The sequence below is a fragment of the Pseudoduganella violaceinigra DSM 15887 genome (assembly GCF_000425385.1).
GTDB classification, from domain to species: domain Bacteria; phylum Pseudomonadota; class Gammaproteobacteria; order Burkholderiales; family Burkholderiaceae_D; genus Rugamonas; species Rugamonas violaceinigra.
Window position 1 is genome coordinate 157380 of sequence record NZ_KE384360.1, and the last position, 18763, is coordinate 176142.

General features: G+C 64.7%; 16 protein-coding genes. 9 read left to right on the plus strand and 7 right to left on the minus strand.

Features of this window, described 5'->3' with window-relative positions:
- Positions 1-39: 39 nt before the first annotated feature.
- Positions 40-2289 (minus strand): catecholate siderophore receptor Fiu, encoded by a 2250-nt coding sequence (locus H597_RS0127200; protein WP_229632257.1) that lies wholly within the window; start codon positions 2287-2289, stop codon positions 40-42.
- Positions 2290-2460: 171 nt separating this feature from the next.
- Between H597_RS0127200 and H597_RS0127205 the strand changes: the two genes are divergently transcribed.
- The 6 genes from H597_RS0127205 to H597_RS0127230 all read left to right on the plus strand — a co-directional run bounded on the left by H597_RS0127205 (position 2461) and on the right by H597_RS0127230 (position 9851).
- Positions 2461-3096, plus strand: coding sequence for a PepSY-associated TM helix domain-containing protein (locus H597_RS0127205; RefSeq protein WP_028104898.1), 636 nt, complete (start codon positions 2461-2463; stop codon positions 3094-3096).
- A 7-nt stretch (positions 3097-3103) separates the two neighbouring features.
- On the plus strand, positions 3104-3619 hold the full coding sequence (locus H597_RS0127210) for a DUF2271 domain-containing protein (RefSeq protein WP_028104899.1): 516 nt from the start codon (positions 3104-3106) through the stop codon (positions 3617-3619).
- 10 nt (positions 3620-3629) lie between these two features.
- A complete protein-coding gene (locus tag H597_RS0127215; RefSeq protein WP_028104900.1) occupies positions 3630-4457 on the plus strand; it encodes a DUF4198 domain-containing protein in 828 nt (275 codons plus the stop codon).
- Positions 4458-4461: 4 nt separating this feature from the next.
- On the plus strand, positions 4462-5472 hold the full coding sequence (locus tag H597_RS0127220) for an FAD:protein FMN transferase (RefSeq protein ID WP_028104901.1): 1011 nt from the start codon (positions 4462-4464) through the stop codon (positions 5470-5472).
- Positions 5469-6836, plus strand: coding sequence for a sulfite reductase subunit alpha (locus H597_RS0127225; protein WP_028104902.1), 1368 nt, complete (start codon positions 5469-5471; stop codon positions 6834-6836). Before H597_RS0127220 ends, H597_RS0127225 begins: the two co-directional genes overlap by 4 nt.
- A gap of 225 nt (positions 6837-7061) precedes the next feature.
- On the plus strand, positions 7062-9851 hold the full coding sequence (locus H597_RS0127230) for a TonB-dependent receptor (protein WP_028104903.1): 2790 nt from the start codon (positions 7062-7064) through the stop codon (positions 9849-9851).
- Positions 9852-9996: 145 nt separating this feature from the next.
- Here the strand turns inward: H597_RS0127230 and H597_RS0127235 are convergent, their stop codons facing one another.
- The 6 genes from H597_RS0127235 to H597_RS0127260 form a co-directional block, all read right to left on the minus strand.
- Complete coding sequence (locus tag H597_RS0127235) at positions 9997-11223, minus strand: DUF2325 domain-containing protein (RefSeq protein WP_028104904.1); 1227 nt, start codon at positions 11221-11223, stop codon at positions 9997-9999.
- 8 nt (positions 11224-11231) lie between these two features.
- A complete protein-coding gene (locus H597_RS0127240) occupies positions 11232-11564 on the minus strand; it encodes a hypothetical protein (protein ID WP_028104905.1) in 333 nt (110 codons plus the stop codon).
- A 72-nt stretch (positions 11565-11636) separates the two neighbouring features.
- The gene (hemP, locus tag H597_RS32685; RefSeq protein ID WP_035375358.1) at positions 11637-11834 is read right to left on the minus strand and encodes a hemin uptake protein HemP; all 198 of its coding nucleotides are present in this window, start codon (positions 11832-11834) and stop codon (positions 11637-11639) included.
- A gap of 129 nt (positions 11835-11963) precedes the next feature.
- Positions 11964-12776, minus strand: a complete 813-nt coding sequence (locus tag H597_RS0127250; protein WP_035375359.1) for a Crp/Fnr family transcriptional regulator — start codon at positions 12774-12776, stop codon at positions 11964-11966.
- 136 nt (positions 12777-12912) lie between these two features.
- Positions 12913-13557 carry a response regulator gene (locus H597_RS0127255; RefSeq protein WP_028104907.1) on the minus strand — a complete coding sequence of 215 codons (645 nt, stop codon included), beginning with the start codon at positions 13555-13557 and terminating at the stop codon, positions 12913-12915.
- A 75-nt stretch (positions 13558-13632) separates the two neighbouring features.
- Positions 13633-14100, minus strand: coding sequence for a universal stress protein (locus H597_RS0127260; protein ID WP_028104908.1), 468 nt, complete (start codon positions 14098-14100; stop codon positions 13633-13635).
- A gap of 340 nt (positions 14101-14440) precedes the next feature.
- Between H597_RS0127260 and H597_RS0127265 the strand changes: the two genes are divergently transcribed.
- The 3 genes from H597_RS0127265 (at position 14441) to leuC (ending at position 18760) form a co-directional block, all read left to right on the plus strand.
- Positions 14441-15280, plus strand: coding sequence for a protein phosphatase CheZ (locus tag H597_RS0127265; protein WP_028104909.1), 840 nt, complete (start codon positions 14441-14443; stop codon positions 15278-15280).
- Positions 15280-17175: a chemotaxis protein CheA gene (locus tag H597_RS0127270; RefSeq protein ID WP_028104910.1), complete on the plus strand. Its 1896-nt coding sequence runs from the start codon at positions 15280-15282 to the stop codon at positions 17173-17175. The genes H597_RS0127265 and H597_RS0127270 overlap by 1 nt, the downstream gene beginning before the upstream one ends.
- A 181-nt stretch (positions 17176-17356) precedes the next feature.
- On the plus strand, positions 17357-18760 hold the full coding sequence (gene leuC, locus H597_RS0127275) for a 3-isopropylmalate dehydratase large subunit (RefSeq protein ID WP_028104911.1): 1404 nt from the start codon (positions 17357-17359) through the stop codon (positions 18758-18760).
- The last annotated feature ends 3 nt before the right edge of the window (positions 18761-18763 follow it).

Genomic DNA, 18763 nt, shown 5'->3' on the forward strand with positions numbered 1-18763 from the left:
AGGCGGGCAGCCAGCCCGCCTTTTTTTCGCCAACCTTGCTTAGAACTGGACGTTGGCGGTCAGCTGCGCGTAGCGGGGCGCGCCCAGGGTGGCGCGCGCGCCGCTGTTGTTCAGCGTGTTGATGTAGAACTTGTCGAACACGTTGTACAGGTTCAGCTGCAGCGCGACGTTCTTGTTCAGTTTGTACGACGCCATGGCGTCGACCACCGTGTAGTGCGGGATGGCCGGCATATTGACGCCGGCCGCAGCCTGGCCGGGATCGACCAGGCGCTTCTGCTCGCCCATATAGCGTACGCCGCCGCCGATGGCGAATGTGGCGTTGAATTGGTAGGCGGTCCACATGGTGGCCGAGACCTTCGGCGACCAGCGGCTGGCGGCGCCGACGGCGTTGTTGCCGGTGGTGCCTTCCTTGATTTCAGTGTCCATGGTGGCGATGCCGGCGGTCACGCTCCATGCCCTGGTGATCTGGCCTACCGCGCCCAGCTCCACGCCCTGCACGCGGCGCTCGCCCAGCTGCGCCCAGGTGTTGGTCACGGCGTCCACCAGCTGCGGGAATTCATCCTTGTTGGTGGTGCGGTACAGGGCGGCGGTCAGGGCCAGCTGCTTCTGGATCACGTCCCACTTGGTCCCCAGTTCCACATTGGTGGTTTTTTGCGGCTTGAGCGCCGGGTTGTTGGCGTTGGCGGCCGTTTGCGCTGCCAGCGAGTGGTTGGCGCTGCCCGGCGGGGTCTTGGCATTGGCGTACGCCAGGTAGACGCTGCCATCGGCGGTCGGTTTGTACAGCAGGCCCGCCTTGACGCTGGCCAGGTTGCCCGATTTCTCGACGTGGCTGCCGGCCAGGACGTTGGTGGTGGCGTTCAGGGTGGCGCTGTCGGTGCTGGTGCTATAGCGCTCGACGCGCAGGCCGCCATTCAGCTGCCACTGCTCGTTCAGTTTGATGGTGTCGAAGGCATAGGCGCCCACGGTTTCGGTCTTGCCGTTGGTGAAGGCGCCGTTTTCCGCCGGCTTGAATCCGCTCAGCGCATCGTTGCGATTCGGGTGGTACAGGTTGGCCGCCGGCGCGGTGCCCAGGCTGGTGCTCGGGCGGGTCGTGGCGAACTGCTCTTCGCTCAATAGTTCGATGCCGGTCGACAGGGTGTGCTGCCAGCCGCCCAGGGTGAATTCGCTGACGATATTGGTGGTGTTGGCCAGGATCTTGTTTTCCTGCAGGACGCTCTGGCGCAGGCGGCTCACGGTCCAGCTGGACGGCGCCGTGGTCGGCATGGCCAGGGTGTAGATGCCGGTCATGATGCGGTCCATCTTCGACTTGCCCCAGCGCGTGGTATTGGTCAGCGTGGTCTTGGGCGCCAGCTCGTGCTCGATCTTGGCGGTGAGCAGGTCGGCGTCCACTTTTTCGTAGTCGCCGTCGATGCCGTACCAGTTGTTGCGGTCGACGCGCGGCGCATTGCGCAGGGCTTCGCCGGCGTTGTAGAAGCCCGCCATGCCGACGCTCGGAATGCCGCCGTCGGGCACGTTGTCCTGGCGGATATGCTGCGAGAACAGGTAGACGCGGGTCGGCGTGCCCAGGCCCCAGGCGACCGACGGCGCCAAGCCTTTGCTCTTGCGCTCCAGCGCATTGCTGCCGTGGACGCTGCCATCCTGCGCCATGGCGTTCAGGCGGAAGGCGCCGCTGCTGCCGAAGCTGCGCGTGACGTCGGCGGTGCCGCGCTTGACGCCGCCCTGGGTGAAGCTGAGCGAGGCGGCGGCGGCATCTTCGCGCGTGGGCAGTTTGGAGACCAGGTTGATGTAGCCGGCGGCCGCACCGCGGCCGATATCGGCGCCGGCCGGGCCCTTGGCCACTTCGACCTGCTCGATATTGAAGGCTTCACGGGTCACGGCGCCCAGGTCGCGGATGCCGTCGACAAAGATCGAGGACTGGGCGGAGAAACCGCGCATCTGGAACGTGTCGCCGGCGCTGGTATTGCCGTTTTCGCCCAGCTGCAAGGTGATGCCGGGCGTGTTGCGCAGGGCTTCCACGATGGAGGAGGCGCCCTGTTCCTGGATCAGCTCCTTCCTGATCACGGAAATGGTTTGCGGCGTGTCGAGCAGCGGCGCCGTCAGTTTCGGCGACGAGGCACGCTCTGCCTTGTAGGGCACGTCGGCCGCGGCTTCGACCTTGACTTCGGCCATGGTTTTCTCCTGCGCCTGGGCGTGCACGGACAGCGGCAGGCCGAGGGCGGCCATGGCGAGCAGGGATTGGTTCAGCAGTGGCTGGGTGGCCAGCGTGTGCTTGCGGCTACGGATGGTCAAAATTCACTCCAGAGTTGATGCAGTTGATGTTTGTCGGCTGGCTGCATCCGTCAAACTGGAGTCGGCTGGCTGTTATGTGCGGGTAAAAGAATGTAAATGATAACGATTCTCAATTGCATTGACAAGCCCGCATGGATTATCATCTGGAATTCACTTACTGAAAGCGACATCTTGAGCAGTCCTGAAATCCAAGCGAAACGGGCCGTATGGCTCAAGCTGCTGCATGAATGGCACTGGGTCAGTTCGGCCATGTGCCTGCTCGGCATGTTCCTGTTTGCGATGACGGGCATTACCCTGAACCATGCCAGCCAGATCGAGGCCAAGCCGACGGTGGTGCGCAAGCAGGCCACGGCGCCGGCGGCGCTGCTGGGCGAGCTGCATGCCTTCGCCCAGCGGCACGATGGCGCCAAGGCGCCGCTGCCGGAAGCGGGCGAGCGCTGGCTGCGCGAGACCTGGTCGCTCAAGGCCGGCGGGCGCGAGGCCGAGTGGTCGGTCGATGAAGTCTACCTGCCGCTGCCGAAGGCCGGCGGCGACGCCTGGGTGCGCATCGGCCTGGAGGATGGCGCGGCCGAATTCGAACAGACGGAGCGCGGCTGGATTTCCTGGCTCAATGATGTGCACAAGGGCCGCAACACCGGCGCGGCCTGGAACTGGTTCATCGATATCTTTGCGGCGGCCTGCCTGGTGTTCTGCATCACCGGTTTGCTGATCCTGAAATTCCACGCGGCCAAGCGGCCGTTCACCTGGCCGATGGTGGGCCTGGGTGTCGTGATTCCCTGTGTTATCGCTTTGCTCTATATCCATTGAGGACTTTATGAAACTTCGTTATTCCATCGCCGTCGGCTTGCCGTTGGTGAGCGCCTCCGCGATGGCGGCCGACCTGACGCTGAAATTCGATATCCCGCAGCTGAACGTGGCGGAATACCACCGTCCTTACATCGCCGCGTGGCTGGAGAATGCCGACCAGAAGGTGGTGGCCAACCTGGCGGTGCTGTATGACGTCAAGAAGAAGGACAACGCCGGCACCAAGTGGCTGAAGGATATGCGCCAGTGGTGGCGCAAGTCCGGCCGCGACGTGGAGATGCCGATGGACGGCGTCAGCGGCGCCACCCGCGCCCCGGGCGAGCAGTCGCTCAGCTTCCCGGTCGCCAAGGATGCGCTGAACAAGCTACCGGCCGGCAATTACCAGCTGGTGGTGGAAGCGGCGCGCGAAGCGGGCGGCCGCGAACTGGTGAAAGTGCCGATGGCATGGCCGCCGAAGTCCGCGCAGTCCTTCTCGGCCAAGGGCAAGGAAGAACTGGGCGATGTGACCGTGCAAGTCAAACCGTAAGGAAAACGCCATGAAGCTGAGTAAAACCCTGATCGCGCTGGCCCTGGCCGGCGCCGCGTTCAGCGCCCAGGCGCACAAGCCATGGCTGCTGCCGTCGTCTTCGCTGGTCGATGCCAAGGAGCCGTGGGTCACCGTCGATGCGGCGATTTCGGAAGGCTTGTTCGATATCGACCACCAGCCCCTGAAGCTCGATGGCATCACGATCACCGGCCCGGACGGCGCCAAGGTGGAGATGCAGAATGCCCTGACCGGCCGCCTGCGCTCGACCTTCGACGTCAAGCTGGCCAAGCCGGGCACCTACAAGATCGCCCTGGTGAGCCAGTCGGTGATGGCGAGCTGGAAGGCCAACGGCGAGGTGAAGCGCTGGCGCGGCAGCGAAGCGGAGCTGGCGGCCAATGTGCCGGCCAATGCCGAAGAGCTGAACGTTTCGCGCACCGCGGGCCGCCTGGAAACTTTTGTCAGCGCCAACAAGACCGACGAGGCGGTGTTCCAGCCGACCGGCGCCGGGCTGGAATTGGTGCCGGTGACCCATCCGAACGATATGCGCGCGGGCGAGCAGGCCACCTGGCGCTTCCTGCTCGATGGCAAACCGGCCGCCAACCAGGCCTTCAGCCTGATCCCGGGCGGCGTACGCTATCGCGGCACGCTGGGCGAGATCCGCTTGGCGACCGATGCTAAGGGCGAAATCAGCTTCCTGATTCCGCCAGCGGGCATGTACCTGGTGTCGAGCAGCTGGCCGGCCGCCGTGGCGCCGCAGCCCGGCCAGCCGGCCGCTCCGCGTCCGATGCCGCCGCGCCGCGCAACGTACGCGGCGACGGTGGAAGTGCTGCCGCAGTAAGGCAGTGAGGCGCGTCCTGCTGCCGCCCACCATTTCCGCCGAGCCGCCGCCGGCGGGGGCGGAGATCGTCGCTTTCGGCGGCGCCTCGATGGGCACCAGCTGGTCGGCGCGGGCGGCCCTGCCGCGCGGCGCATGGCGCGCGGCGGACTTGCAGGCCGGCCTGCAGCTGCAGCTGGACCAGGTGGTGTCCGAGATGAGCCACTGGGAACCGCACTCCGACCTGGGCCGCTTCAACCGCGCCGGCGCCTGCACCTGGCATACGCTGCCGGGCGGTTTTTTCGACGTTTTGCAATACGCCCTCGAGGTGGCGCGCGACAGCGGCGGCGCCTGCGATCCCTGCGCCGGCGCCCTGGTCAACCTGTGGGGCTTCGGGCCAACGGGGCGGCACGACCAGCCGGGCTTTGTCGCGCCGGCGCCGCGCGCCGTCGCCGCCGTGCGCGCCGGCATGGACGGCCGCGCGGTGGCACTGGATATCCCGCGCCGGCGCGCTTTCCAGCCGGGCGGTGTGCAGCTGGACCTGTCGGCCGTGGCCAAAGGCTACGCGGTGGACCGGCTGGCGCGCTACCTGGAAGAGCAGGGCGTGCGCAACTACCTGGTGGAAGCGGGCGGCGAGCTGCGCGGCGCCGGCTTCAAGCCGGACGGCCAGCCATGGTGGGTCGCGCTGGAAGAGCCGCTGGCCGGGGCCGGCGAAATTGCCGTGGCCCTGCACGGCCTGGCTGTCGCCACCTCCGGCGACTACCGCAAATATTTCATGCAGGACGCCACCCGGCGCCCGCATACGATCGATCCCCGCAGCGGCATGCCGGTCGCCCATGCGCTGGCTGCGGTGACCGTGGTGCACGAACGCGCCATGGCGGCCGATGCCTGGTCCACCGCGTTGACGGTGCTGGGCCCGGAGCACGGGCTGGCGCTGGCCGAACGCAAGCGGCTGGCGGCGCGTTTCCTGCTGCGTGAAGGGGCGGGGCTGCGCGAAATCCTCAGCAGCCGCTTCCAGAAAATGCTTGAAGAAGAATGATCCTGACGAATGACCCGATCCGCCTCGGCCTGACGGCCGCCCTGTTGGCCGGCTATGGCATCGTGTGCCTGCTGCCGTGGCTGCGCGCGCGGCGCGCCCGCGCCGCCGCACGCGCCGCACGCGCGGCGGCGGGCGACTCGCCCTGGCTGGTGGCCTATGCCAGCCAGACCGGCAATGCCGAACTGCTGGCGCGCCAGACCAGCGAAACCTTGCGGCTGGCCGGCATTGCCCACCACCTGTGCGAATTCGACGACCTCGACGCGGCCGCGCTGCAGGGGACGGAGCGGATTTTGTTCCTGGCCTCGACTTACGGCGAAGGCGATGCGCCCGATGCCGCGGCGCGCTTTGCGCAGCGTCTGATGGCCCGTAGCGACCTGCAACTGGGGCGGCTGCACTACGCGGTGCTGGCGCTGGGCGATAGCGCCTACAGCAGCTTTTGCGGCTTTGGCCGGGCCCTGGACGCCTGGCTGGCGGCGCGCGGCGCCCAGGCCTTGTTCCCGCGCGTGGAAGTGGACCGCAGCGCCGCCCCGGCCATCGCCGCCTGGCGCCAGCAACTGAGCCACCTGGCCGGCACCAGCGACGCGCCGGACTGGGACGCGCCGGCCTTCGGCGAATGGCGCCTGGCCGAGCGGCGCCACCTGAATCCCGGCAGTTCGGGCGCACCGATCTACCACCTGGAGCTGGAGCCGGCCGGCGGCGCCGCCCTGCCGGCGTGGCAGTCGGGCGACCTGGTGCAGGTGGCCGCCCCGGCCGAGCCGGAGCGCCCGCGCGAATATTCGATCGCCTCCATTCCCGCCGACGGCCGGGTGCACCTGCTGGTGCGCCTGCACCGGCATGGCGACGGCAGCCACGGCCTGGCGTCCGGCTGGCTGACGCAGCAGGCCGAGCAGGGCGCCCTGGTGCGTCTGCGCTTGCGCGAGCACCGCCGCTTCCGTCTGGAGGCGAACGGCGCGCGCCCCCTGGTCCTGATCGGCAACGGCAGCGGCATTGCCGGTCTGCGCGGCCACCTCAAGGCCCGGGCCGCCGCCGGCCAAGCCCGCAACTGGCTGCTGTTCGGCGAGCGCGACCCGGTCCACGACGCCTTCTACCATGAGGAGCTGCAAGCCTGGCAGCAGGACGGCCTGCTGGCGCGCCTGGACCTAGCCTGGTCGCGCGGCCCGGATGGCAAGGAGTATGTGCAGGATGTGCTGCGGCGCCAGGCCGACACCCTGCGTCCCTGGGTGGCCGAGGGGGCGGCCATCTATGTGTGCGGCAGCCTGGAGGGCATGGCCGCCGGCGTCGACCAGGTTCTGGCCGATGTCTTTTCCAGCACATTTATGTCAGAACTTGCAAGTTCTGGTCGATATCGCCGCGATGTTTATTGATTAAGCTAACAACGTTGTTGTGATAACGCTACATTTGCATTATTTTTTGGCAAATATTATTTTGAATGTTGCCCTATTGCACGAATAAGCTCCGAATATTTCACTTCTGTAGCATTATTGACATCATATTGCCTCTTTACTCCCCCCATAATCCGCGGTCGGTGAGCAAAGGTCAAAAACCGCTTTGCTCATTCGAACGTTTTTTGAAACCCGAAGGAGTAGAGAATGGTATTCCAAGAAAAGATCGTTGTGCGTTCCGTGCGCCTGGCGATGTCCGCCCTGGCCCTGATCGCCGCCGGCCACGCCGTCGCGCAAGAAGCCCCGATGCAGCGCGTTGAAATTACCGGTTCCGCGATCAAGCGTATCGCCGTCGAAGGCGCACTGCCTGTGCAGCGTCTGTCGGCCGAGACGATCAAGAAGACCGGCGCCACCACGGTCGCCGAACTGGTCCAGGCCCTGCCAGCGATGCAAGGCTTCTCCGTTGAAGCCACCGCTGCCGGTTCCAATTCCGGTGGCAATGTGACTGCCTCGATCCACGACATCGGTGCGAGCTACACCCTGGTGCTGCTGAACGGCCGCCGCATCGCCCCGCAGGGCGACGGTTCCACCGTCAACCTGAATGCCATTCCGATGAGCGCGATCGAGCGCGTCGAGATCCTGACCGACGGCGCTTCGGCACTGTACGGTTCGGACGCCATCGCCGGCGTAATCAACTTCATCATGAAGAAGAATTACAAGGGCGTGAACCTGGAAGCCAACTTCGGCCAGCCGTTCGACAGCAGCTCCGGCCGCCAGACCGACTTCTCCATCACCGCAGGGACCAATGATCTGCTGGATGGCCGTCTGGCCCTGATGGGTAGCTACCGCCACGACGAGCACACCAAGCTGCGTGCCACCGAGCGCGACTTCGCGAAAACCTCGTATGTGCCGTTCACCTTCAACGGTCACAACTACGTGATGGACCGCACCAGCACCTCCTCCGTGCCGGCCAATGTCACCGTGGACTTCAAGGACAAGAGCGTTGGCGGCGTTGCCAACACCACGTTCAATCCCTACCTGCTGAAAAATGGCAACTGCGCGCCGATGAACTTCATCGTGCCGACCAACCCGCAGACTTGCGGCTTTGATTCGGGCGCTACGGTTGAAATCGTTCCGGAAAGCAAGCGCGACACCTTCTTCGGTAATGCCAATTTCAAGCTGACCGACAACGTCAACCTGTTTGCGGAAGCCGTACTGGGCCGCTTTGATCTGACCGCCCGCATTGCGCCGAACGCCATGCCGATTGCGGTTCCGACCACGTCGTCGTTCTACACCAACTACGTCCAGCCATACCTGACCCCGGCCCAGCAAGCCAATATGGCGGTGACCACCAAGCCAGGCACCTCGCCGGTAAACGCGACCTACCGCAGCTTCGACTGGGGCACCCGCGACAGCCAGACCATCACCGACACCCAGCACCTGGTGGTTGGTGCGGAAGGCGATCTGGGCGCGTGGAACTTCAGCACCGGCCTGACCTGGTCGCGCAACAAGATCGAAGAGCGCTACGTCGGCGGCTACCAGCTGAACAAGGAATTCCGCGACATGATGGCAAACGGCTCCTTCGACCCGTTTGCACCGCTGGGTCCAGTGAGCGATGCAACCCGCAAGCTGATCGACGGTTCCACCTATCACGGTGCCATCCGTAACGCATCGACCACCCTGACCGGCGTCGACGCCCGCGCATCGCGCGAATTGTTCGACCTCGGCCTGGGCGGCGGCGTCAGCTCGATCGCGGTAGGCGGCGACTTCCGCCGTTATCACTACGAGCAGACCCCGACCGATGCCGCCAAGAACGGCATGATCTACAACCTGAGCAGCCCAGCGACTTACGACATGGCGCGTAACACTTCTGGTTTGTTCAGCGAATTGCTGGTTCCGGTGGTGAAATCGCTGGAAGTGACCGGCGCCGTGCGTTACGACGCCTACACTGCCATCGACAATGGTGTGACCGGCACCAAGATGGGCAAGAAAGAGTCGGCCGTCACCTACAAGCTGAGCACCCGCTGGCAGCCTACCGCGTCCACCGTGGTTCGCGCATCCTACGGCACTGGCTTCAAGGCCCCTGATATGCTGAACATCGGCCAGCCGCTGGTGACTGCAGGCGTCACAGCCTCCAAGTACGCCTGCCCTGACGTACAGGGCAACAGCACCCTGTGCAAGCCAAGCGCACTGGATCAATACCCGGTCTACTCGGGCGGCAACGTCGAGCTGAAACCAGAGAAGTCGAAGCAGTTCACCATCGGCTTCCGCGTCGAGCCGGCAAACTGGTTCTCCGCCGGCGCCGACCTGTGGGACGTGAAGATCCGCGATGCGGTGTCGTCGGTTTCCGAGCAGTTGGCCTTCAGCAATGGCGGCGCGGACTATCCGCAGCTGTTCACCACCTACACCGAACCTGCGACCAGCAAGACCTTCTACGCCTTCAAGCGTCTGTCGATCAATATCGGCAAGACCCACAACCAAGGTATCGACTGGGACATGACTGGCCGCCGCAGCTTCGACTTCGGCAAGTTCTCGTCGACTCTGGCTGGCACCTACCTGATCAAGTCTGACTACACCAAGCCAGGCACCAGCGACCAGTGGACCGACAGCATGAACTTCTTCGGCATTAACAACGCCGTGTCGTTCCGTCACATTATCCGTTGGACCAACACCCTGGAAACCGGCGCGTTCAGCAATTCGATCACCGCCTACTACCGCAATGGTTACACCGATGCTCCTACCACCGTGTGGAACCTGGACACCAGCGCAACGGAAAAGGATGTTCGCATCCACGTGCCGTCGCACCTGACCTTCGACTGGCAAGGCAAGTGGAACGTCAACAAGCAATTGGCGCTGCGTGCTGGCATCAAGAACCTGTTCGACCGCGAACCGCCACTGTCGCTGCGTAACTCCTCGGGCCACCAGGTTGGCTTCGACCCACGCTACGCCGATCCAATGGGCCGTAGCTTCTACCTGAGCGGCAACTACAGCTTCTAAGCTTTAGTTCCATCAGCAAAAAACGCCCCGCGCGCGCAAGCGCTGGGGCGTTTTATTTTGAAAGCCGGGGTCAGGTCTGGCAATCGGACATTTGCGTACGCAAATGTCCGATTGCCAGACCTGACCCCGGCTTTTTATTTGCTTGTCAGGCCTGGGCCAGGATTTCGCGCTGGAGGGTGGTGACGCTGGGGTTGTCGATGAAGATGCAGCGTTTCTGGTGGCGCTTGCAGAAGTCCTTCACGCGCCAGTAGGCGCTGTGGCTGATGCAGGCGGTCTGGCAAATCACCAGGTCGGCTGCGGCCATGCTGCTTTCCAGGCGCGCGACATTGTCTTCCAGCCCGCCGTCGTGGTGCAGGAATTCGGCGCCGGCGTCTTCGATCACGGAACGGTAGCCCGCCACATTGCCGGCGCGGCCGCCGACGCACAGCACGCGTTCGGCCAGCAGGCCGTGCAGGGTGATGCGCTGCGGCGTGGTGCCCGCTGCGACAGCCGGCCCGCCCGTTGCGGCGGTGGCGGCTGCCGGCATGGCGGGCGACGGTTGCAGGGCGGCCAGCGCGCTGCGCGCTTCGGCCAGCTGGCGTTCGAGCGCGGCGGCTTCGGCGCGGGCGGCGGCCGCTTCCGCGCGCAGTTCATGCACGCGCTGTTCGGTGGTGCTGAGCTGGCGCGCCAGGCGCTCGCGCGTCCCCAGGCCGGGAATGCTGGCGTGCAGGTCTTCCAGTTGCTGCCGCAAGGAGGCCAGCGTGCTGTCGCGGCCGACCAGCTGGGCGCGCAGCTGCATGACGGCGGCGGCGTGCTGTTCCTGCTCGGCGTGGCGTTCGGCCTGCCAGGCGGTGCTGCGCTGCTGCAGGCGCGCCAGTTCGCGTTCGAGCGCGCCATTGGCCTGCTCCAGCGTCTGCAGGCGGCTGATGTCGGCGCGCGTGGCGGCGCCGGCCTGGTGCTGGATCATGTGCAGGTCGCGGCACATGCGCTCCTGCAGTTCGGTGCTGCATTGCGGGTGGCTGAGGCCGGCCCAGAACGGGCCCGGCACGTCGCCGCTGGCGACGGCGGCTTGCCACAGCGCTTCCAGGGCCGCGGCGTCGCGCGCCGCGCGGAAGCGCTGGATCACCACGGCGTAGCGGCGTTCCAGTTCTTTCTGCACCGCTTCCGACAGGCGGTTGCGGCTGCCGCATTCGCTGACGGCGCCCACGTGCACTTCATAGTCGTCGGCCAGCACCTTGCCGCCGACGGCCTTGGCGACGATCTTGCGCAGCACGCCGAGCGGCAGGCCGACGCCGACCAGCGGGCAGTGGCAGGTGTGGGGCAGGTCCCAGATGCGGCGCCGGCGCGCCGGTTCGGCGGCCGGTGCGGCCGCGGCTTGATGCTTGTCGCACATGGCAGGCCTCAGGCGGGGAGTGCAGTGGGGCGCGGACGGCCGATCAGGCGCGCCAGGAAGCCGGCGCGCTCTTGCGGAGGACGGGCTTGCTCGACCACGGCGGCCCATTGTTCGCACAGCTGCAGGCAGGTGGCGCGCAGCACCGGCGCCAGTTCGGGCAGGGCGGACAGGGCTTTCAGGTGGCGCTCGATGACGGAGGCGAGCTTGACGCAGCCGCCGTTGTCGGCGGCATTGGCCGTGTAGTGCGACATCAGGTGCAGCACGGCGGACAGCATCAGTTCCGGGTGCTGGGCGGCGGCGTTGCGGGACTGGAAGATGGGGTCGTTGCGGTCGATAGCCATGTTTCACTCCAAGAATTTGGGGTGGCTGGCGACCGCACGCAGCGGCTGGCTGGCGATGGGGGAGGGGACGCCTCAGGCAGTGAGGATCAGCTTGTTCAACTGCGTGATGCGAAGACGGTAGATGCGGCCGGCATGTTCGATTTCGATTTCACGCTGGTCTTCCATCAGGCCGCTGGTGGTGAAGCGGCGCAGGGATGGGGATGGCTGCTGGGCGGATGCGGCGTCAGCAGCCATGGGTTTGGGCGCTTCGGCAATGGTGGCGGTAGACATTGTTCTTTTTCCTTAAATAAGAATGATTCGCATTTACATTATGCGGATGCCTTAGGTATTTGTCAAATAAAATTATTATAGAAAAAAAAGGCCCGCCGAGGCGGGCCAAAGCTGGGTGAGTGTTACTCTTTACAAGGTTGCCAGCAGCGGCACGGGGGCTTCGCTGGCGGCAGCCTTGGCGCGCGACGGCAGCTTGCTGCGCGTGCGCGAAGGAGGTAGGCGGCGCAGGGACTTGAGCGCGTCGACATCCTTGATGCCGATGGTGCGCTGGTCCACGCTGATCAACCCGATTTCATTGAAGGCCGACAGGGTGCGGCTGACCGTTTCCAGGGTCAGGCCGAGGTAGCTGCCGATCTCGTGGCGTGTCATGCGCAGGTTGAACAGCTTGCTCGAATAGCCCATCTGCGCGAATTTTTCCGACAGCGTGACCAGGAAGCGCGCCACCCGCGCCTCCGCGCTCAGGGCGCCCAGCATGCCGATCATGGCTTGCTCGCGCACCAGTTCGCGGCTCATCACGCCGTACATCAAGTTTTCCAGTTCCACATGGGTGCGGCCCAGGGTGGTCAGCTTCTTGAACGGCAGCAGGATCAGGTCGCAATCGGACAGCGCCACCGCTTCCGAGGCGTAAGTCTTGCTGTGGATGCCGTCCACCCCCATCAGGTCGCCCTTCATGGGGAAGGCCAGCACCTGCTCGTTGCCGAACTCGTCGATCAGCACGGTTTTCATGAAGCCCGAATTGACCACGTACAGCATGTCGAAAGGCTGGCCGATGGTGTGGACCCGCTGGCCGGTCTTGAACTGCACATGCTGGAACAGCAGCTCTTCGGAACTGAGCGATACCGGCGGCAAGTGCAGCAGGTCGCACACTTCTTTCAGGTTGGACCACAAACGGCCTTGCCGCTGGCGGCCGGCCTCATGGGACACGGGTTGCGTTGAGAGCATGCTGATCTCCTGGTTCCCAAACGGAATGGTTTCAGTATGCCAACGTGAATGGGGGAAAAATATCAGTCGTTGCTGAATATGCCCGTAGGAGGGCAGTGGGCCATTGTAGGAATTATCCTAAAAACAACCTTGTCAATCATGCTTTGAACGGGGTCAGCAGCTTGTGCGCCACAGCGTACTGCACCATTTCCGAGAGCGAAGCCATGCCCATTTTCTGCATGATGCGGGTCTTGTGCGTGCTCACGGTTTTCACGCTCAAATGTAGGCCGTTGGCGATTTCAGTGATGGATTTTCCCGACACCAGTAGCGAAAATACTTCGAATTCGCGGTCCGAGAGTTGCTTGTGCAGCAGGATTTCGGCCGGCTGCATGATGTTCAGCGCCAGTTGCTCGGCCACTTCGGTGGAGATGTAAGGACGGCCGGAGGCGACCTTGCGGATGGCGCCCACCAGCTGGGTACCGGCGCTTTCCTTGGTCAGGTAGCCCTGGGCGCCGGCGCGGATGGCACGCACCGCATACTGTTCCTCTTCGTGCATGGTGAGGATCAGGATGGCCAGCTTGGGCGATTCGCTGCGGATCTGGCGGATCAGGTCGACGCCGCTGCGGCCCGGCATGGACAGGTCGAGCAGGAGCAGGTCGAAACCGCCCTGGCGGATGTGGGCGAGAACTTCGAAGCCGTCGATGGCTTCGCCTACGATATCGATGTCAGGGGCACCGTCGAGAATGCGCTTGAGTCCTTCGCGCATGATGGTGTGGTCGTCTGCGATGACAATGCGAATCATGGTTCCTCAAAATTTAGCAAAACTGTTCTCCCCGCGCCGCCCGTCGGGCGGGCACGAGTGGTAACGCCCGGCGTATCACGCCGGGCGCGGGTCTTTGATCAGCCGGTGCACCAGCACCGGGATCCGGGTATGCGACAGCACTTTATTGGTCACACTGCCCAGCAGCAATTGGCCCCAGCCGCTGCGCCCATGCGAACCAATGAAGATCAGGTCGCAGCCGCACTGGCCGGCCACGTCCACGATCTTCAGCGCCGCGCTTTCGGCAAAGGCCGTCATGCCCTCGGCACGCACGCCTTTATTCGCGCAGGCCGCAAGGATAGACTGAACATGCTCGTTGCCGGCGCGCTGCATCGCCGCGCGGTACTCTTCTTCGCTGGGGTAGCTGGGCGGGATGATTTCCACGTAAATCGGATACTGGTATTCCGGCGCCACAAACAAGGCCAGCACTTCCGCCCCGAGCTGCTGGGCGAATTCGACCCCGGCGCAGGCGGTCTTGCTGGAGACGGCCGAGCCGTCGGTTGTGATCAGGATTTTACGGTACATCTCAGCCTCCTTTAACTATTAAAAGAGTCTTGACCTGCCTTCATTGTAGCCCCGTTTATGGGTATTGTTCTGGTGTAAAGAATTGATATTTATCAAGAAACTGTCCGAGTATCATGGCCGATGGCGCAAATTCCCGCGATTTCAGGGGCTTGCAACGGGTATTTCACACGATCCGCAAATACAACAGTACACTGGGAGCGCGATGTCCCTTCACCTAAGAGATTGAACTGATGGGGGAGCCCCTGTTACACTCGCGTGAGTACCTTGTTTATTGCCGAGCGTCAAATTTGACACTTTTTCGGCATCAGGAACTTTTGAAAATTATGGAGAAGCAGGAATTATGACCGACGCCGCTGATGATTTCGATGCCTTATTTGAAGAAGTATCTGCGCAACGGGCGAATGCGCCTGCTCCTGCTCCAGCCGCTGCTCCGGCCGCTGCAGCCTCCGATTCAGGCGATTCGGATGACCTGGAAAACCTGTTTGAATCGGTAGCCGCGGCGAACCTGGCGCCGGCGCCGGCCGCGGCCCCCGCACCGGCGGCCGCCGCGCCAGCGGAAGGCTGCGAGCACGCGGAAGGCGACCAGCACGGCATGTTCGAGCGCCTGGGCGGCATCGTGCGCCTGCTGCACGACTCGCTGCGCGAACTGGGCTACGACAAGGCGCTGACCGAGGCCTCGACCCAGATCGTCGACGCCCAGGACCGCCTGGAATACGTCGCCTCGCTGACCGAGCAGGCCGCCAACAAAGTGCTGAACACCCTGGACGACGGCATGCCGGCGCAGGAGGTGCTGTCCAAGCAATCGAAGGAAATGGAAGAGCGCTGGGCGGCGCTGTTCGCGGGCAAGCTCAGCATCGACGAATTCAAGGCCCTGGCCGGCGATTCGCGCGCCTTTGCCGCCAAGGTGTCCGAGGCCACCGAGGCCGAGAAAGCGCGCCTGCTCGAGATCATGATGGCGCAGGACTTCCAGGACATCACCGGCCAGCTGATCAAGAAAGTCGTGGCCATCACCAAGAAGGTCGAAACCGAGCTGGCGCAGCTGTTGAAGGATAATGCGCCGGCCGATGTGCGGGAAAAGATTGCGCAGAAAGAGGTGTCGCTGATGTCGGGTCCGTCCGTGCCATCGGAAGCCCTGAATCAGGACAGCGTCGATGACCTGCTTGCCGACCTGGGGTTCTAATGGACGATATGCTCAAGGAGTTCGTGGTCGAGGCCATGGACCTGGCCGTCAACGTCGAAGAGCACCTGCTGCGCCTCGAACGTGACCCGCACAACAAGGAAACGCTGAACGCCGTTTTCCGCTCGTTCCACACCATCAAGGGCGGCGCGGGCTTCATGAACCTGGGCGCCTTAGTGTCGGCCTGCCACCTGACCGAAAACCTGTTCGACGCGCTGCGCACCGGCGCCGCGCCGGTCACCGCGCTGTCGATCGAGGCGGCGCTGCAGGCCTCGGGCTTCGTGGCCGACCAGCTGACCGACCTGAATAACGGCACCGCCCCGGACCAGCTGGCGCCGATGCCGGCCGACCTGGAAGCGATCTTGAAGGACGCCATCGACGGCAAGGCCAGTTCCGCCGCCGGCAAGGCCAAGCCGGCCGCCGCCGCGCCTGCCCCGGCACCTGCTGCGCCTGCAGCGGCGGCCGCCGCGCCGAGCGCCGCCGCTGCGGCGCCGTCGGCCGATGGCCTGGACTGGGAAGGCATGTACGAAGCCGTGGTGCCGCCTGGCACGTATGTGCGCCCGGCAGCCGAGACGCGCACGGAAGGCGTGGCCGCCGCGCACGCCGCGGCCGAAGGCACGCCGGCCGCTGTGCACGCGCCGGCCCCGGCCCCGGCCCCGGCCGCGGAAGCGAAAGAACGCCCGGCGCCCGAAGCCAAGCCGACCTCCGCGCCGGCCAAGGAAGAATCGATCCGTATCGATGCGGTCAAGCTGGATGCGCTGCTGGAGGTGGCGGGCGAGTCCGTGCAAGCCGCCAACCAGGCGGCCGTGCTGCTGGAACGCCTGCAGCAATTCAAGTTCGAAGGCCAGGCCGCCTCCCTGATGTCGGCCCTGACCGAAACCCTGGAACGCGCTTCGCGCTATTCGACCGAACTGCAGCGCGCCACGCTGGCGACCCGCATGCAGCCGGTCGGCCGCCTGTTCCAGAAGTTCCCGCGCCTGGTGCGCGAACTGGCGAAAGACCTGGGCAAGGAAGTCGAGCTGACCATCGAGGGCGCGGAGACCGAAGTCGACCGCGTGGTGGTGGACAGCCTGTACGATCCGCTGGTGCACATGCTGCGCAATGCGCTCGACCACGGCGTCGAGGCGCCCGATGCGCGCATGGCCATCGGCAAGCCGCCCAAGGCCTATATCTCGCTGAAGGCATGGCAGGAGGCCAACTCCGTCATGATCGTCCTGCAGGACGACGGCAAGGGCATGGACCCGGTCGCGCTGCGCCGCAAGGCCGCCGAGAAGGGCTTGATCTCGCCCAGCGCCAACCTGTCGGACGACGAGTCCTACCAGCTGGTGTTCCTGCCCGGCTTCTCGACCAAGGAAGTGGCGTCTTCCGTGTCCGGCCGCGGCGTCGGCATGGACGTGGTGAAGACCGCCGTGGAGAAGAACCGCGGCGCGATCCACATCGAATCGCAGCTGGGCAAGGGCACCAAGTTCGCCATCCGCCTGCCGATCGAGCTGTCGATCGTGCCGACCATGCTGGTATCGACCTCGGGCGCGCTGCTGGCGCTGCCGATGGCGGTGGTCGAGCGCGTGGTGGAACTGCCGGAAGTGTTCATGGAAGTCGGCGGCGCACCGGTCCTGAAAGACCAGGGCCGTCCGCTGCCGGTGCGCTCCCTGGCCGATGCCCTGGGCTACGAGCCATGCTCGGAGCGCGTGGGCATCGTCATCAACTCGCCGCAGCCCTATATCCTGGCCGTGGCAGCCGTGGACGGCACCGCCGACCTGGTCATCAAGCCGATGACGGCGCTGTCGGTGGACGGCATTACCGGCACCGCGCGTTCCGCCGAGGGCGACCTGGTCCTAGTCGTCGGCCTATCGTTCCTGATGGACGGTTGCAGGGGTAGTGTACGAATGGCGGCTTAAAGCCTCCCTTCAAAGAAAACAGAAACCACGAGCCTGCAGCCTCCCAAAAAGGGGCTGCAGGCTTTTTTTATTTGGCGCTGTATGGCGAAACTTACGCTGGATTGCTCACAAGGCGGAAAACGGCTGGGTTTTGCGTTGCACAAACTATGGCATAATCAATCGGATCACCTAATCAGGCAGCATCATGAAAACGCTTTACGACAAACTCTGGGAATCCCACGTAGTTCGCACTGAGGAAGACGGCACGGCCCTCCTGTACATCGACCGCCACCTGGTCCACGAGGTGACCAGCCCGCAGGCTTTCGACGGCCTGCGCAGCGCCGGCCGCCAACCGTGGCGCCTGTCCGCCAACCTGGCGGTGGCCGACCACAACGTCCCGACCACGGACCGTTCGCACGGCATCGAGGATCCGGTCTCGCGCCTGCAGGTGGAGACCCTGGACAAGAACACGAAGTCGGTCGGCATGACCTATTTCAATATGAACGACAAGCGCCAGGGCATCGTGCACGTGATCGGCCCGGAGCAGGGCGCGACCCTGCCGGGCATGACGGTCGTGTGCGGCGACTCGCATACCTCGACCCACGGCGCCTTCGGCGCACTGGCGCACGGCATCGGCACCTCGGAAGTGGAGCACGTGCTGGCGACGCAGACCCTGCTGGCCAAGAAATCCAAGGCCATGCTGGTGCAGGTGGACGGCGTGCTGCCGGCCGGCGTGACGGCCAAAGACATCGTGCTGGCCGTGATCGGACGGATCGGCACCGCCGGCGGCACCGGCTATGCGATCGAGTTCGCCGGCTCGGCGATCCGTTCGCTGTCGATGGAGGGCCGCATGACGGTCTGTAATATGGCGATTGAGGCGGGCGCGCGCGCCGGCATGGTGGCCGTCGACGAAACCACCATCAACTATGTCAAAGGCCGCCCGTATTCGCCTGTCGGCCCGCAGTGGGAGCAGGCGGTGGCCTACTGGCGCACCCTGCATTCCGAGCCAGGCGCCAAATTCGACTTCGTGGTCACGCTCGACGCGGCCCAGATCCAGCCGCAGGTGACCTGGGGCACCTCGCCCGAGCAGGTGACCTCGATCGACGGCCGCGTGCCCGATCCGGACCAGGAAAAAGACCCGGTCAAACGCGACGCCATGGAAAAGGCCCTGGTGTACATGAATCTGGCGCCGAATACGCGCATCGAAGACATCCGCATCGACAAGGTCTTCATCGGCTCCTGCACCAACTCGCGCATCGAAGACCTGCGCGCCGCCGCCGCCGTGGTGCGCGGCAAGCAGCGCGCCTCCAACGTCAAGCTGGCGCTGGTGGTGCCGGGTTCGGGCCTGGTGAAAGAGCAGGCCGAACGCGAAGGGCTGGACGCGATCTTCAAGGCCGCCGGCTTTGAATGGCGCGAACCGGGCTGCTCGATGTGCCTGGCCATGAACGCCGACCGTCTCGATCCGGGCGAGCGCTGCGCCTCGACTTCCAACCGAAATTTTGAAGGCCGTCAGGGCCAAGGCGGACGCACCCACCTGGTGTCCCCCGCCATGGCCGCGGCAGCCGGTATCGCCGGCCATTTTGTGGATGTCCGATCCATCCACTAACCA